12 protein-coding genes are annotated in these 15,250 nt (G+C 69.7%); 6 read left to right on the forward strand and 6 right to left on the reverse strand.

Annotation, left to right across the window (positions count from 1 at the left end):
• The first annotated feature begins 4 nt into the window (after positions 1 to 4).
• Genes treS through VJN29_RS18490 form a run of 5 tightly spaced genes read left to right on the forward strand, consistent with a single transcriptional unit; the run spans position 5 to position 7,641 of the window.
• Complete coding sequence (gene treS / locus VJN29_RS18470) at positions 5 to 1,708, forward strand: maltose alpha-D-glucosyltransferase (RefSeq protein ID WP_324145105.1); 1,704 nt, start codon at positions 5 to 7, stop codon at positions 1,706 to 1,708.
• Positions 1,708 to 3,159 carry a maltokinase N-terminal cap-like domain-containing protein gene (locus tag VJN29_RS18475; protein WP_324145106.1) on the forward strand — a complete coding sequence of 484 codons (1,452 nt, stop codon included), beginning with the start codon at positions 1,708 to 1,710 and terminating at the stop codon, positions 3,157 to 3,159. Before treS ends, VJN29_RS18475 begins: the two co-directional genes overlap by 1 nt.
• A complete protein-coding gene (gene glgB, locus VJN29_RS18480; RefSeq protein WP_414654423.1) occupies positions 3,156 to 5,498 on the forward strand; it encodes a 1,4-alpha-glucan branching protein GlgB in 2,343 nt (780 codons plus the stop codon). Before VJN29_RS18475 ends, glgB begins: the two co-directional genes overlap by 4 nt.
• Positions 5,498 to 7,144 (forward strand): phosphoglucomutase (alpha-D-glucose-1,6-bisphosphate-dependent), encoded by a 1,647-nt coding sequence (gene pgm / locus VJN29_RS18485; RefSeq protein ID WP_324145108.1) that lies wholly within the window; start codon positions 5,498 to 5,500, stop codon positions 7,142 to 7,144. Before glgB ends, pgm begins: the two co-directional genes overlap by 1 nt.
• Complete coding sequence (locus VJN29_RS18490; RefSeq protein ID WP_324145109.1) at positions 7,141 to 7,641, forward strand: hypothetical protein; 501 nt, start codon at positions 7,141 to 7,143, stop codon at positions 7,639 to 7,641. The genes pgm and VJN29_RS18490 overlap by 4 nt, the downstream gene beginning before the upstream one ends.
• Before the next feature lie 91 nt (positions 7,642 to 7,732).
• Here the strand turns inward: VJN29_RS18490 and VJN29_RS18495 are convergent, their stop codons facing one another.
• On the reverse strand, positions 7,733 to 8,164 hold the full coding sequence (locus tag VJN29_RS18495) for a hypothetical protein (protein WP_324145110.1): 432 nt from the start codon (positions 8,162 to 8,164) through the stop codon (positions 7,733 to 7,735).
• A 219-nt stretch (positions 8,165 to 8,383) separates the two neighbouring features.
• Here VJN29_RS18495 and VJN29_RS18500 point away from each other — a divergent pair, with 219 nt between their 5' ends.
• Positions 8,384 to 10,147 carry a S8 family peptidase gene (locus VJN29_RS18500; protein ID WP_324145111.1) on the forward strand — a complete coding sequence of 588 codons (1,764 nt, stop codon included), beginning with the start codon at positions 8,384 to 8,386 and terminating at the stop codon, positions 10,145 to 10,147.
• Between the two features lie 150 nt (positions 10,148 to 10,297).
• Here the strand turns inward: VJN29_RS18500 and VJN29_RS18505 are convergent, their stop codons facing one another.
• From VJN29_RS18505 to VJN29_RS18525, 5 genes are all read right to left on the reverse strand, one after another.
• Positions 10,298 to 11,281, reverse strand: coding sequence for a tetratricopeptide repeat protein (locus VJN29_RS18505; protein ID WP_324145112.1), 984 nt, complete (start codon positions 11,279 to 11,281; stop codon positions 10,298 to 10,300).
• 14 nt (positions 11,282 to 11,295) lie between these two features.
• Positions 11,296 to 12,279, reverse strand: a complete 984-nt coding sequence (locus tag VJN29_RS18510; protein ID WP_324145113.1) for a hypothetical protein — start codon at positions 12,277 to 12,279, stop codon at positions 11,296 to 11,298.
• Positions 12,280 to 12,510: 231 nt separating this feature from the next.
• Positions 12,511 to 12,825, reverse strand: coding sequence for a thiamine-binding protein (locus VJN29_RS18515; RefSeq protein ID WP_324145114.1), 315 nt, complete (start codon positions 12,823 to 12,825; stop codon positions 12,511 to 12,513).
• Between the two features lie 100 nt (positions 12,826 to 12,925).
• Positions 12,926 to 13,894 (reverse strand): methylmalonyl Co-A mutase-associated GTPase MeaB, encoded by a 969-nt coding sequence (gene meaB / locus VJN29_RS18520; protein ID WP_324145115.1) that lies wholly within the window; start codon positions 13,892 to 13,894, stop codon positions 12,926 to 12,928.
• 31 nt (positions 13,895 to 13,925) lie between these two features.
• A complete protein-coding gene (locus tag VJN29_RS18525; protein ID WP_324145116.1) occupies positions 13,926 to 15,128 on the reverse strand; it encodes an acetyl-CoA C-acetyltransferase in 1,203 nt (400 codons plus the stop codon).
• Positions 15,129 to 15,250 lie beyond the last annotated feature (122 nt).

The following is a 15,250-nucleotide window of genomic DNA, read 5'->3' on the forward strand; positions in this document are numbered from 1 at the left end:
GCTCATGCAGGGACTCAACCTCGCCCAGCCCGGCCTGAAGTACGACACCCAGTGGTTTCGCAAGGCCGTCTTCTACGAGGTGCTGGTCCGGGCCTTCTCCGACTCCAAGGGCTCCGGAGCCGGCGACTTCACCGGTCTCATCGGCCGACTCGACTATCTCCAGTGGCTCGGCGTCGACTGCCTCTGGCTGCCGCCGTTCTACGCGTCGCCGCTGCGTGACGGCGGCTATGACATCGCCGACTACAAGGCGGTGCTGCCGGAGTTCGGCACCCTGCCGGAGTTCACCGAGCTCGTGTCGCAGGCGCACGCCCGGGGAATCCGGATCGTCACGGACCTCGTGATGAACCACACGAGCGACCAGCACCCGTGGTTCCAGGCCAGCCGGGCCGAGCCCGACGGCCCGTACGGTGACTACTACGTGTGGTCCGACACCGACGAGGGCTATCCCGACGCCCGCATCATCTTCGTCGACACCGAGGTCTCGAACTGGACGTTCGACCCGGTGCGCCGGCAGTTCTTCTGGCATCGCTTCTTCTCCCACCAGCCGGACCTCAACTTCGAGAACCCGGCGGTCCAGGAGGCCATGTTCGACATCGTCCGGTTCTGGATGGACCTCGGGATCGACGGCTTCCGACTGGATGCGGTGCCCTACCTGTTCGAGGAGGAGGGCACCAACTGCGAGAACCTGCCCCGGACGCATGAGTTCCTCGCTCGGGTCCGGGCCATGGTCGACGAGGAGTACCCGGGCCGGATCCTGCTCGCCGAGGCGAACCAGCCGCCGGCGGAGGTGGTCGACTACTACGGCACGGAGGAGGATCCCGAGTGCCACATGTGCTTTCACTTCCCCGTGATGCCGCGCCTCTACTACGCGCTGCGTGAGGAGAGGGCCGAGCCGATCGTCTCCGTGATGGCGGAGACCCCACCCATTCCGCCGGGAACCCAGTGGGGCACGTTCCTGCGCAACCACGACGAGCTCACCCTCGAGATGGTGTCGCCCGAGGAGCGGGCCGCCATGTACGGCTGGTACGCGCCGGACCCACGCATGCGGGCCAACGTCGGCATCCGACGCCGGCTCGCGCCCCTGCTGGACAACTCACGACCGGAGATCGAGCTCATCCACGCGCTCATCCTCTCGCTCCCCGGATCGCCGTGCCTCTACTACGGCGACGAGATCGGGATGGGTGACAACATCTGGCTCACCGACCGGGATGCCGTGCGCACCCCGATGCAGTGGACGCCCGACCGCAACTCGGGGTTCTCGAGCGTCGACCCGGGCAAGCTCTACCTGCCCGTCATCTCGAGCCTCGTCTACCACTACAACAACGTCAACGTCGAGGCGCAGATGGCCACCTCGGCCTCACTGCTGCACTGGCTCCGCGGCATGCTCCAGGTGCGCAGCCGCCACCCGGTCTTCGGACTCGGCGACTTCGAGGTGGTCGGCGCCGACAACGAGACCGTCCTGGCCTTCACGCGGTCGATGGAGGCTGAGGCTGGCGACCCTGCGGAGGCGGTGCTCTGCGTCAGCAACCTGTCGAGCCGCCCTCAGGCTGCCACGATCACGCTGCCGGAGCGCTTCGCGGGCCGTCAGCTCGTCGACCTGTTCGGCGGCAGCGGGTTCCCGTGGGTCGCCCAGGACGGCCGGGTGACCATCACCCTGGGCACGCGTGACTTCTTCTGGCTCCAGCTGCGCGGGGCGGAGGCATCCTGATGGCGACCGTGCACAAGGGCGCCTCGATCGTTCCGTCGAAGCTCGAGCTGGTCACGGCATGGATGCCCGACCAGCGGTGGTACGCAGCCAAGGGCCGGGCCCCGCAGCTCGAGCGGGTCGGAGGGTTCCGCTTCGAGGACCCGGAGGGGCAGGTCGGCGTGGAGGTGATCCTCGTCGCGGACCGGGCCGCGTCGCCGCCCGTCGTCTACCAGGTGCCACTCAGCTATCGGGGCGCCCCGCTGGAGGGAGCCGAGCACGCGCTCATCGGCACCATGGACCACAGCGTTCTCGGCCCACGGTGGGTGTACGACGGCCCGCACGACCCGGTCTACGTCGCCGGCCTCGTCGACACGATCCTCACCGGCGGGCAGAGCGATGACGGCCAGGCCTCGCAGGGGAGCAACGCCCTGGCCGTCGGCCGGCCCACCGGCCTCACGACGGGGACGGTGACGTCCTCGAAGGTCCTCACCGGGGAGCAGTCGAACACCTCGGTCATCTGCCGGATGGGAGCGCGCGACGGTGGACCCGCGGAGCCGCTCATCGTCAAGGTGTTCCGCATCGTCCAGGACGGCGAGAACCCCGACGTCGCGATCCAGTCCGCACTGACGCAAGCCGGCTCGACGCGGGTGCCGGCCGCGTTCGGTCACTTGTCCGGCGCCTGGGACGACCCGGCCGGCTCCGGGGCCGAGCAGCACGGCGAGCTCGCCTTCGCCCAGGAGTTCATCCCCGGGGTGGAGGACGCCTGGCGGGTCGCCCTCGTCGCGGCAGCCTCGGGGACCGACTTCACCGGCCGGGCTCGCGAGCTCGGCATGATGACCGCGGAGATCCACGAGTCGCTGGCCGCCACGCTCGGCAGGGAGGACGCCTCTGCCGAGGCCCAGGAGGCGCTGCTGCGATCCATGCGAGCACGGTATGCCGCTGCCGTTGCCGACGTGCCAGAGCTTGCCGTGCGCGCGTCCGACGTCGAGGCCCTGCTCGGACGGCTCAGCTCCGTGGCGTGGCCGCCACTCCAGCGGATCCATGGGGACTACCACCTCGGCCAGGTGCTGGACGTGCCCGAGCGTGGGTGGGTCGCGCTCGACTTCGAGGGAGAGCCGCTGCGGCCGCTCGCCGAGCGGGTCCGCCCCGACCTCGTTCACCGCGACATCGCGGGGATGCTGCGGTCGTTCGACTACGTGGCCGGGTCCGTTCGCCTGAGCGGGCGGGCCTCAACCGACGACACGACCGACGCGCCCAGCGCGTGGGCAGCCCGCTGTCGGCTCGCCTTCGTCGATGGGTATGGGTCTGTCGCCGGTGAGCTCGACGCGGACGACCGCACACTGGTCCGGGTCCTGGAGCTCGACAAGGCCCTCTACGAGGTGGACTACGAGGCCCGAAACCGCCCGACCTGGCTGCCGATCCCCGTCGAGGCCGTTGGGCGGATCCTCTCCGAGAAAGGCCCGACACGATGAGCCCGGAACGCAGGACACCGCCGCAACCAGGTCCCCCGTCCACCCCCGCGCCACCGGCGCCGTCCGGCCCATCCGGTCCATCAGGTCCTTCCCGGCCACGTCTCGACGACGCTGCCGTCGACGCCCTTCTCCAAGGACGAATCGGACAGCCGCACGACCTGCTCGGGCACCACCTCGGGCCCGGTGGGCTCACCATCAGCTGCTACCGCCCCCTCGCGACCTCGGTCCGGGCGCGCCTGGACTCGGGCGACGTGGTGGACCTCCAGCACATCCGGGACGGCATCTGGTCGATGACGTCGCCCGACTTCGGCAGCACCCACGACTACCGCCTGCTCGTGACCTACGGCGACGGCATCGAGCACGAGCAGGACGAGCCGTACCGCTTCGCCCCCACACTCGGCGAGATCGACCGGCACCTGATCAACGAGGGGCGCCACGAGCAGCTGTGGACGGTGCTCGGCGCCCACCTGCGCAACTACCCCGGACCCATGGGCGATGCCTGGGGCGTCTCGTTCGCCCTCTGGGCCCCCCGCGCCAAGGCGGTCCACGTCATCGGCGACTTCAACGGTTGGGACCGGCTGTCGCACCCGATGCGGGCGCTCGGCGAGTCGGGCGTCTGGGAGCTGTTCCTCCCCGGCGCAGGTGAGGGGATGAACTACCAGTTCGCGATTCGAGGTGCCGACGACGTCGTCCGCCTCAAGAGCGACCCCATGGCCCGCATGACCGAGGTGGCCCCGAAGCAGGCCGCCATCGTCACGGAGTCGCACCACGTCTGGCACGACGACGCGTGGCTGGAGCGACGCAAGGGCGCGGACGCCCACGTCGGTCCCATGAGCATCTACGAGGTGCATGTCGGGTCCTGGCGTCAGGGCCTGGGCTACCGGGGGCTGGCCGAGCACCTCGTCAACTACGTCCGGGACGCCGGCTTCACCCACGTGGAGCTCCTCCCGGTCATGGAGCACCCCTACGTCCCCTCCTGGGGATACCACGTCACCGGGTACTACGCACCGAGCTCGCGCTGGGGGACCCCCGACGACTTCCGCTACCTCGTGGACGAGCTGCACCAGGCGGGGATCGGGGTCATCCTCGACTGGGTCCCCGGCCACTTCGCCACGGATGACTGGGCCTTGGCCCGGTTCGACGGCGAGCCGCTCTACGAGCACCCGGACAAGCGCCTCGGGTGGCACCCGGAGTGGGGCTCCAACGTCTTCGACTACGGTCGGCCCGAGGTGCGCAACTTCCTCGTCGCCAACGCGATCTACTGGCTCGAGGAGTTCCACATCGACGGTCTGAGGGTCGATGGCGTCGCCTCGATGCTCTACCTCGACTACGCCCGCCAGGCAGGCGAGTGGGTGCCCAACCGGCACGGCGGTCGCGAGAACCTCGAGGCGGTGGCGCTGCTCCAGGAGACCAACGCGACGGCGTACAAGCGGGTCGGCGGCATCGTCACGATCGCCGAGGAGTCGACGGCGTGGCCAGGCGTCACGAAGCCGACCGACCGGGGCGGCCTCGGCTTCGGCTTCAAGTGGAACATGGGCTGGATGAACGACTCCCTGAGCTACCTCGGCCAGGACCCCCTCTTCCGCAGCCACCATCACGGCAAGCTGACCTTCTCGCTCATGTACGCCTTCAGCGAGAGCTACATCCTGCCGATCAGCCACGACGAGGTCGTCCACGGCAAGGGCTCCCTGCTCCGCAAGTCGCAGGGGTCCCGTGAGGACCAGGTGGCGACGCTGCGGGCCTTCCTGGCGTACATCTGGAGCCATCCTGGCAAGCAGCTGATCTTCATGGGATGCGAGTTCGGCCAGGAGTCCGAGTGGTCCGAGGGCCGCAGCCTCGACTGGTGGCTGCTCGACCTGCCCCTCCACTATCGGGTCCACAACCTCGTCAAGGACCTCAACGGCATCTACCGGGCCAACCCCGCGCTGTGGGAGCTCGACTCCCACCCGGCCGGCTTCCAATGGCTCGACGCCGACGACGCCGCCCACAGCACCTTTGCCTGGCTGCGCTTTGGCGCGGGCGACCAGGCGCTCGACGCCCCTGTCGTCGCCTGCATCGTCAACTTCAGCGGTGAGACGCGGGAGGGCTACCGCGTCGGGCTTCCCCGCGCCGGGGCGTGGCGCGTCGTGCTGGACACGGCCGGCTACCACCCGAGTGCCCCGAGCAGCACCGGTGTCGTCGTCGAGGCGCGATCCGAGGCGTGGCAGCAGCAGTCACACGCCGCCACCATCACCGTCCCGCGCCTGTCTGCCCTCTGGCTCATTCCCGAGCCGGCCGAGAAGCCGGCGGGCGCGACGAGGCAGCGTCGCACGAAGCCCACGTCGAAGGAAGGCCCCTGATGACCCACCCGCGCGCCGGACAGCCCGCCCAAGAGCACGACCTCGTCGACGTCGACGAGCTCGTCGCCGCCTACTATGACCAGCACCCGGACGTCGACAACCCCGACGAGCAGGTGGTCTTCGGCACCTCCGGTCACCGCGGCTCGAGCCTCAACGCGGCGTTCAACGAGGACCACATCCTCGCGACGACGCAGGCCATCTGTGAGTACCGGGCCTCGCAGGGTTTCGATGGCCCACTCTTCATCGGCCGCGACACCCATGGGTTGTCCGAGCCCGCCTGGAAGACGGCGCTCGAGGTCCTCGTCGCGAACGGCGTCGAGGTGCTCGTCGACGACCGCGACAGCTGCACGCCCACTCCTGCGGTGTCGCACGCGATCCTCCGTGCGAACCGTGGGAAGACGTCCGGCTCCACCGGGCTCGCCGACGGCATCGTCGTCACCCCGTCCCACAACCCGCCCTCGGACGGGGGCTTCAAGTACAACCCGCCGCATGGCGGCCCCGCGGACACCGACGCGACCTCGGTCATCGCGGCACGGGCGAACGAGCTGATCCGCGCGGGGTTGACGGAAGTGAAGCGCGCCCCGTACGACCAGGCGCGAGCGAGCTCAGCGGCATACGACTTCTTGGGTATCTACGTGGAAGACCTGCCCGGCGTGGTCGACCTGGCGAAGATCAAGGAAGCCGGCGTACGGATCGGCGCCGACCCCCTCGGTGGGGCGTCGGTGAACTACTGGGGCGCGATCGCCGAACGACACGCGATCGACCTCACCGTGGTCAACCCGGAGATCGACCCCCAGTGGTCATTCATGACCCTCGACTGGGACGGCAAGATCCGGATGGACTGCTCCTCCCCGGCGGCGATGGCATCACTCATCGAGAGCAAGGAGCGGTTCGACATCTCGACCGGCAATGACGCGGACAGCGACCGGCACGGCATCGTCACGCCGGACGACGGGCTGATGAATCCCAACCACTACCTCGCGGCTGCGATCCAGTACCTCTTCGGCGGCGCCCGGCCCGGCTGGCGCCCCGACACCGCCATCGGCAAGACCCTCGTGTCCTCCTCGATGATCGACCGCGTCGCCGCGGATCTGGGCCGTCGGCTGCTCGAGGTGCCTGTCGGGTTCAAGTGGTTCGTGCCCGGTCTGCTCGACGGGTCGGTCGGGTTCGGTGGTGAGGAGTCGGCGGGGGCGAGCTTCCTGCGCTTCGACGGCACCGTCTGGTCGACGGACAAGGACGGAATCATTCTCGCGCTGCTCGCGTCGGAGATCCTCGCCGCGACGGGACGGACCCCGAGCGAGCACTACGCCGATCTCGCCGAGCGGCATGGATCGCCTGCCTATGCCCGCATCGATGCCCCCGCCGACCGTGTGCAGAAGGCGAAGCTGTCGGCGCTGTCGGCAGCCGCTGTCACCGCGGAATCGCTTGCCGGAGAACCGATCACGGCAAAGCTCACCGAGGCGCCCGGCAACGGCGCCAAGATCGGCGGGCTCAAGGTCGTGACGGAGAGCGCCTGGTTCGCCGCCCGGCCGTCCGGCACGGAGGACGTGTACAAGATCTACGCCGAGTCGTTCCGCGGCCGCGAGCACCTGGCCCAGGTCCAGGCAGAGGCCAAGGAGGTCGTTGACGCGGCGCTGCGCGGATGACCGACGAACCCGTGGCGCGCGGCCGGCTCTTCCTCGTCACGGCGCCGAGCGAGGACGCGGCAGCAGCCGTCGGGCTGGAGCTCGGCCACCGGCTGCCGAGGTGCCTGGTCGTCGCGGGGGCGCAGGTCGACGCCATGGTCGTGAGCGGCCGCGTCCCCGACAACGACGTCGGTCTGGAGGGCGTCCGCCACCGTCTGCTGCGGTGGTCAGCGTGCCTCGCTGCCGCGGAGACGTACCAGCTCGAGGGGTTCGACGCTGTGGTGTGCGACGTCGTCACCGGCGGACACCTCGAGGACTTCCTCGACCTCGCTGCGCCGGAGACCGTTCACGTCGTCGTCCTCGAGGACCCACGCGTCTCGGCGACCCCCCGGTGGGGTCTGTGGCTCGACGCCAACGCGGCCGCGCCCGGGGACCTGGCCGACGCGGTCCTGGCACATCTCGAGGAAGCGAAGGTCCGAACCGTCGAGCCGGACGAGGGCCCCGAGTCGGCCGACTGACGTCCCCGCCGACCCGGATCTGCTTCTCGAGGTGTCCCGGCGCCTGCCACGAGTGAGACGCGGGACATCTCGAGGATCCACCAGCAGCGGCTCAGAACTGCACGCCGCAGGCGGCGTAGCTGCCGAAGATCGCGTCTCCATACGCGTCGAACGCGTGGTCGATGCCCTTGCCGTTGGTCATCAGACCATCGTTGGGGTTGTGGCCTGCGATGACGCCGTCCTGGCCGTTGGCGCCCTTGACGTGGATGGTGAAGGACGCCGGGGCGCCAGTCTCGGCGTAGGCCTCGGTGATGCAGTCGGCCTGCTCCTGGGTGATCAAGCCCGAGTCGGCGTCGCCCTGGATCGCGTCGCTGACGACGAGCGTGAACCAGGCCTGCGAGTTCGAACCGGCCATCTCGTTGCCCTTGTCGGAGCGGCTCGCGTTGTAGCACTCGTGTGCGAACGCCGCAGCGCCACTACCGAGAACGAGTGCGCCTGCCAGTGCTGCACCGGCGGCCAGCCGCCGAGTCGTTCGTCCGAGCATGGATCTTTCCCTTCGACATGACGGCCCCGAGCCCACGATTGTGGTGATCCACGTCACAAGGATGGTCCCGCGACGGCGGTGCCACGTCCTCGGAATGCGCGAAAGTCGAATCGGTGGTATGCGCATTCGTCGCGCTTGTAACGTTCCGGAGGTCTCCGGAGGGCCTAGGTTGGCCCTTGGGCACGACGAAGTGCCCAGCACCTGACAGAGGAGATTCGGATGCGACGATCTCGCATGGTTGCGGTCACCGGCGCCATCGCCTTGGCCACTGCCGGTCTCGGTGGACTGGCGGCAAGCGCAGGAGCCACCGCGGCATCGACACAGACCCAGAGCGCGGCCCGCACGTACTACGTCCTGGCGAAGAGCGGCGTGTCCGCCGCAGAGCTGGCAAGTCAACTGACCCGGGCGGGGGCCAAGGTCATCAACCAGAACACCGCCATCGGTCTCGTCACCGTCACCTCGACGGATGCCGGGTTCGCGGCCAAGGCGCGCAACCTGGCCAGCGTTCAGGGTGCGGCGCTGAACCGAGCCGTGGGCCAAGCCCCGACGGCGATCAAGGTCAAGCCCGACCCGGTGGAGAAGGAGCACGTCTTCAACAAGAGCCGGGCCAACGGCAGCACCAAGGTGCCCGCGGCCCCGGAGGGAGCCGACCCCCTCGACGGATTCCTGTGGGGCCACGAGATGGTGGAGGCCTTCACGGCCCGCGCGACTGAGACCGGTGACAAGGTCCGGGTCGGCATCCTCGACACCGGCGTCGATGGCACCCACCTCGACATCGCCCCGAACTTCGACAACGCGCTGTCGCGCAACTTCACGACGGACATCCCGGCCGTGGACGGCGCCTGCGAGACCGGCGACTGCGTCGACCCGGCGAACACCGACGACAACGGCCACGGGACCCACGTGGCCGGCACCATCGGCGCGGCCCTCAACGGCGTCGGCATCAGCGGCATCGCGCCCGATACCAGCATCGTCAACATCCGCGGCGGCCAGGACAGCGGCTACTTCTTCCTCGGCCCTGTGGTCAACGCGCTGACCTATGCAGGTGACAGCGGCATCGACGTCGTCAACATGTCCTTCTACGTCGACCCGTGGCTGTACAACTGCCGCGGCGGCGCTCCGGAGGACATCACCAACGGCGGTCAGGAAGCGGTCGCGGAGCAGAACATGGTCATCGACGCGATGACCCGGGCGCTCGGCTACGCCACCGAGCACGGCGTCGCTCTCGTCGGTGCTCTCGGCAACAACCATGAGGACCTGTCGAAGCCGCGGCACGACTTCTCGTCGCCCGACTACGACAACCCGATCTACAACTGGGACACCGAGCCGTGGGAGCGCACGATCGACAACTCCAAGTGCCTCGACCTTCCGACCGAGGGCCCGAACGTCATCGGCGTCTCTGCCCTGGGTCCGTCGGAGCGCAAGTCGGACTTCTCCAACTACACGACCGACCTGACCTCTGGTGAGATCGAGGTGTCCGCACCGGGTGGCTGGTTCCGCGACGGCCTCGGCACGGACTCCCACCGCACCAACGGCAACCTGATCCTGTCGGCCGCCCCTCTCAACGTCCTGCAGGCGGAGGGCCAGGTCGACAAGAACGGCAACATCACCAAGCTGGGCCGCGACTTGGGCACGCTCAAGTCCTGCGTCAACGGCAAGCACAACGAGAACACCTCGGCCTGTGCGTACTACCAGTGGCTCCAGGGCACCTCGATGGCAGCGCCGCACGCCTCCGGCGTCGCTGCACTCGTGGTGGGCGCACACGGGACCGGGACAACGGCCAGCAACTTCGGGCTGGCACCTGCCCTGACGCGCAGCATCCTCATGGACACGGCGCGCGACCACGCCTGCCCGGCCGGCGGGGTCATGTCGTACGAGGACGTCGGCCGCTCGGCTGAGTTCACGGCGACGTGCGTCGGCACGGCCGACTTCAACGGCTTCTACGGTGACGGCATCGTCAACGCCGTGGGCGCCGTCGAGTAGTCGCCGCTGACGACGGCACACCCGGGTGGTGCCGCCCGCTCACACGAGCGGGCGGCACCTCTGCGTTGTCACCACGATGCCGTATGCCGCCGGGCTGGGCGCAGCGTGAAGCGCCGCTCCCGGGGTGGGCCGGCTTGAGGGTCGAGACGGTCAGAACAGGGCGCTCATGAGCGCCTTGCGCGCTCTGACGACCCGTTCATCCGTCGGGCCGACGATGTCGAACAGCTCGACGAGGTGCTCACGAGCCTTGTTGCGGTCGGCATCGCTCGTGACGCGAACCGTGTCGACGAGGCGCAGGAAGGCATCCTCCACATGACCCCCGAGCAGGTCGAGGTCGGCGACGAGGACCTGGGCGTCCACGTCGGTGGGCGCGTCGGCAGCCGCTGCGCGAGCTGCGGCGAGGTCCACGCCGGCCGTGCGCTGGAGCAGTCCGACCTGGGCCAGGCCGAGCTTGGCGTCCGTGTCCGCTGGGTTCTGGGCGAGCGCCTCACGGTATGCGTCGGCAGCCTCGTCCAGCTGGCCCGCCTCGATGGCGTCGAAGGCCTTCTGGTGCAGCGGTGGAAGCGGAGTTGCCGCCTCGGCCGGCTCGCCGTCGCTGTCGCCGGTGGTCTCGGCTGCCCGGGCGTCTGCGTCGGCGTCGGGGGACACGGTGCCGGTGACGCCGTTCTGGGCGGCGAGCGCGAGCACCTGGTCGATCACCGCGGCGAACTGCGCCTCGGGCTGGGCGCCCTCGAACAGCGGCACCGGCTGACCCTGGATCAACGCAAAGCTCACCGGCACGGCCTGCACCTGGAAGGCCTGCAGCGTGGCAGGGTTGCTGTCGACGTCGACCGTGACGAGCTGGAAGCGGCCTCCATACCGCTGCGCCACCTGCTTGGCCGTCGCCACGAAGGTCGCCGACTCGGCGAGCCGCGACGACCACAGGACGAGCACGACGGGATGACGGGCGCTCGCCGCGATGATGTCGCGAAGCGCCGCGTCAGAACCGTCGACGGTGACGCCGGCAGTACCACCGGAGGTGGTGGGGGCGGCTCCCCCGCCTGATGCGGGGCCAGCCGGCTGGGCCGGACGCTTGAGCGAGGAGAGGTCGACGGCACCGCGCAAGGCGGCTGCCGTGAAGGGCTGCTGACTCATGGATCAATCCTGCCTCACCGACCCGTGCCGCCGACGAGCTGGTCCCAGGCCGCGACGACTCGGGCGGCTCCGGCCGTCGGGATGACGAGCGCAACGATCTGGTTGGACTCCAGACTGGCCTCGCTGGTGATCTGCTTGATGCCCGTCAGGAGCGTCAGGTCCTTCGATGGTTTGAGCTTGGTGGGCTGCCGCATGGCGATGCTGTCGGTGCGCACGAGATGGGTGAAGACGATCGCGCCCGAACCGTCCTTGAGGCGCAGGCCACCGAGGACGTCCTTCGGCTCGTGCGACTGGGTGAACGTCCCGCTCGCCGAGATGGCCTTGGCCTGCGCGGCAGCGGACTGACGCAGCTGCGCCGAGAACGGGTCCTCGACCAGCGCGGTGGTCTCCTCCGGCTCGGGGTAGCTGAGGGAGTCCGCCAACGACTGCGAGGCCTCCTCCGGCGTGATCGCCAGCCCCTCGCCGGAGCCGATGGCCTCCGACCCGATCGAGGTGGCGTCCAGCTCGTCGACCCGCGCCTCCGTCAGCATCGGGGTCAGGGCCGCGACCTTGAACTCCTGGCCCGCCTCGTCGCCGACGAGGAGGGCGAGCACGGCTGCCTGGGACTTCTCAAGGGTCGTCTCGACCAGCAGCTGCTTCGGCTCGTCGCCCACGCGCGAGACGCCGATGACCTCCGCGCCAGACGTGGACAGCTGCGCGTCGGCCTTCTGCGCGGGAGTCTTGCCGGGCAACGTCTTGGCCCACGCATTCGCCGACTCGAGCGCCGGGCCGGTGAAGACCGCCTCCCGGGCTGCCTCACCCGTCGGGGACGTGTCGGCCAGCGCTGCGACGGCCGACTTCAGCGTGGTGTCCGCCGTCGACGCGGCGGCGGTTGCGGCCACTGCCGGGGTGGGGGTGGACTCCGCTCGGTCGTCGGTGTTGCCGGTGCAGGCGCTCAGCACCGCGACGGTGGCGAGCGCCGCCACGAGTCCACGTCGGCGGGTGGCGGGGCGGGGCATAGAGGGGGCCTTTCGGTGACGCGTCCCGACCGCGCGGCACGCACGATCGAGCGGCCGGGACCGTGGCCCGACCGCCATCCACCATACGCACGCCCCGCCCCCACTCACCAAATCGATGTGGTACGACCTGGCAGGTCAAACCGCCCCATGGTGTACAAACCGGTCCGGCCACCGGATGAGGCGTTCGCCACTGGCTCGCGCGGGTCCGATCGCAAGGGTCCCCCGCCACCCTCAGCCGTCCGACTGGTGCTCAATGGCCGCCTCGAGGCGCTCCAGCTTGCCGTCGAGCTCGCCGCTGAATCCGGGCCGGATGTCGGCCTTGAGCACGAGCCCAACGCGAGGTGACGCCTCGCCGATGACGTCGCAGCACTGCTTGACCACGGCCATGCACTCGTCCCACTCCCCCTCGACCGTCGTGAACATCGCGTCGGTCCGGTGGGGCAAGCCGGACTGCCGGACGACGGTGATGGCGCGGGCGACGGCCTCGCTCACCGATCCGGTGTCATCGGCGGCAACCGTGGGGGCAACGGAGAAGGCGATCAACATTCCCACACCGTATGCCCGCGAGATGCCCCTGAGATGCCGCTGAGCTGCCGCTGAGAGCCCCCCTGAGCCGCCATCCTCGGGCGACCGTTGTTCCGACGTGTCAGATGTCGACCTGGGTCAGCAGCGCGTCGGCTGCCGTGTACGGGTCGGTGTCGCCCTCGACGACCCGGGCAGCCAAGGTGCTGAGGCCGTGATGGCCCCGCACGTCTCCCAACCGCGCCCGGAGCGACGCCACCGCGATCGCCTCGATCTCGTCCGCCGCCCGGTGCTCACGGCGACGGCGCAGGTCGCCGTTGGCCTCCATGTGGGCCCAGTGCTTGTCGAGCGCCTCCATCACCTCGCCGACCCCGACCTTCTGCGCGGCGACGGTCTTGACGACCGGGGGCCGCCAGAGCCCCGGCTCCGTGCGGTCGCCGAGGGAGATCATGTGCCGCAGGTCGCGCACCGTCGCATCGGCACCGTCCCGGTCCGCCTTGTTGACGACGAAGACGTCCCCGATCTCGAGGATCCCGGCCTTCGCGGCCTGGACGCCGTCTCCCATCCCCGGGGCCAGCAACACGATCGACGTGTCGGCCAGCCCGGCGATCTCGACCTCGGACTGCCCGACGCCCACGGTCTCGACGAGGATCACCTGGCAGCCAGCGGCGTCGAGGACGCGAATGGCCTGCGGCGTCGTCCACGAGAGGCCGCCGAGATGGCCCCGTGAGGCCATGGACCGGATGTACACCTCGGGATCCAGCGCATGGTCCTGCATCCGGATCCGGTCGCCGAGCAGGGCTCCGCCCGAGAACGGTGACGACGGGTCCACGGCGAGGACGCCGACGCGCAGCCCGCGCTCCCGGAAGGCGCCGACCAGCATCGTCGTCGACGTCGACTTGCCGACGCCGGGTGAGCCGGTGAGGCCGATGACCCACGCTCCCCCGGTGTGCGGCGCGAGGGCGGCCATGACCTCGCGCAGGGCGGGATGGCCGTCCTCGACGAGGGAGATGAGGCGCGCCACGGCGCGCGGCGAGCCCGCCCTGGCCGACTCGACCAGGGCGGGCACGTCAACAGTTCGGCGTGAAGTCACCTGTGCTGGATGCGGGTTCGTCGCGCCGTGATCAGGCCGACTTCGGCACGCGCACGATGAGCGCGTCGCCCTGGCCACCACCGCCGCAGAGCGCCGCGGCGCCGACGCCGCCGCTGCGCCGCTGGAGCTCCAGCGCCAGGTGCAGGGCGATGCGCGCACCGGACATGCCGACCGGGTGACCGAGCGCGATGGCGCCCCCGTTGACGTTGACCTTCTCGACGTCGATGCCGAGCTCCTTGGCCGAGGCCAGGCCGACGGCGGCGAACGCCTCGTTGATCTCGACGAGGTCGAGGTCGGTCGGGGCGATGCCCTCCTTCTCGCACGCCTTGGTGATGGCACGCGCAGGCTGCTGCTGGAGCGTCGAGTCTGGGCCGGCGACGGTGCCGTGCGCGCCGATCTCGGCGACCCAGGTCAGGCCGAGCTCTTCAGCCTTGGCCTTGCTCATGACGATGACCGCGGCCGCGCCGTCGGAGATCTGCGAGGCGGACCCGGCGGTGATGGTCCCGTCCTTGCTGAAGGCCGGGCGCAGGCCCGCGAGCGAGGCGGCCGTCGTGTCGGCCCGGATGCCCTCGTCCGACTTGAACTCGATCGGGTCACCCTTGCGCTGCGGGATCGACACCGCGACGACCTCGTCGTCGAAGATCCCGTCCTTCCAGCCCTTCGCGGCGAGCTGGTGCGACCGGGCCGAGAACTCGTCCTGCTCCTCCCGGGTGAAGGCCTGCTCGCCGGTGTTGGCCTGCTCGGTCAAGGCTCCCATGGCCTGGTCGGTGAAGGCGTCCCACAGCCCGTCGTAGGCCATGTGGTCGCGCATCGTGACGTCGCCGTACTTGTAGCCCTCGCGCGACTTCGTCAGGAGGTGCGGCGCGTTGGTCATCGACTCCTGGCCACCCGCGACGACGATCTCGAACTCGCCCGCGCGGATGAGCTGGTCGGCCATGGCGATGGCGTTGATGCCCGAGAGACAGACCTTGTTGATGGTGATGGCGGGGACGGTCATGGGGATGCCGGCCTTGGCCGCGGCCTGGCGGGCGGGGATCTGGCCCGCGCCGGCCTGCAGGACCTGGCCCATGATGACGTAGTCGACCTGCTCGGGCTGCACTCCCGCCTTCTCGAGCGCGCCCTTGATGGCGAAGCCACCGAGGTCGGCGCCCGAGAAGTCCTTGAGCGATCCCAGCAGCCGGCCCATCGGGGTGCGGGCTCCAGCGACGATCACGGACACGGGACGGTCAGTCATGGTGATGCCTCTCCAACGTCTTTGGGGATTGTCCATTCCACTGTAGACGCGAGCCTCCAGAAGCCCACTCCCGCATGACCTAGCGCACACACGGGAGCGAGCTCAGCGGCATACGACATTGG

Origin of the sequence: Intrasporangium sp. (assembly GCF_035280925.1) — a bacterium.
Taxonomy (GTDB): Bacteria; Actinomycetota; Actinomycetes; order Actinomycetales; family Dermatophilaceae; genus Intrasporangium.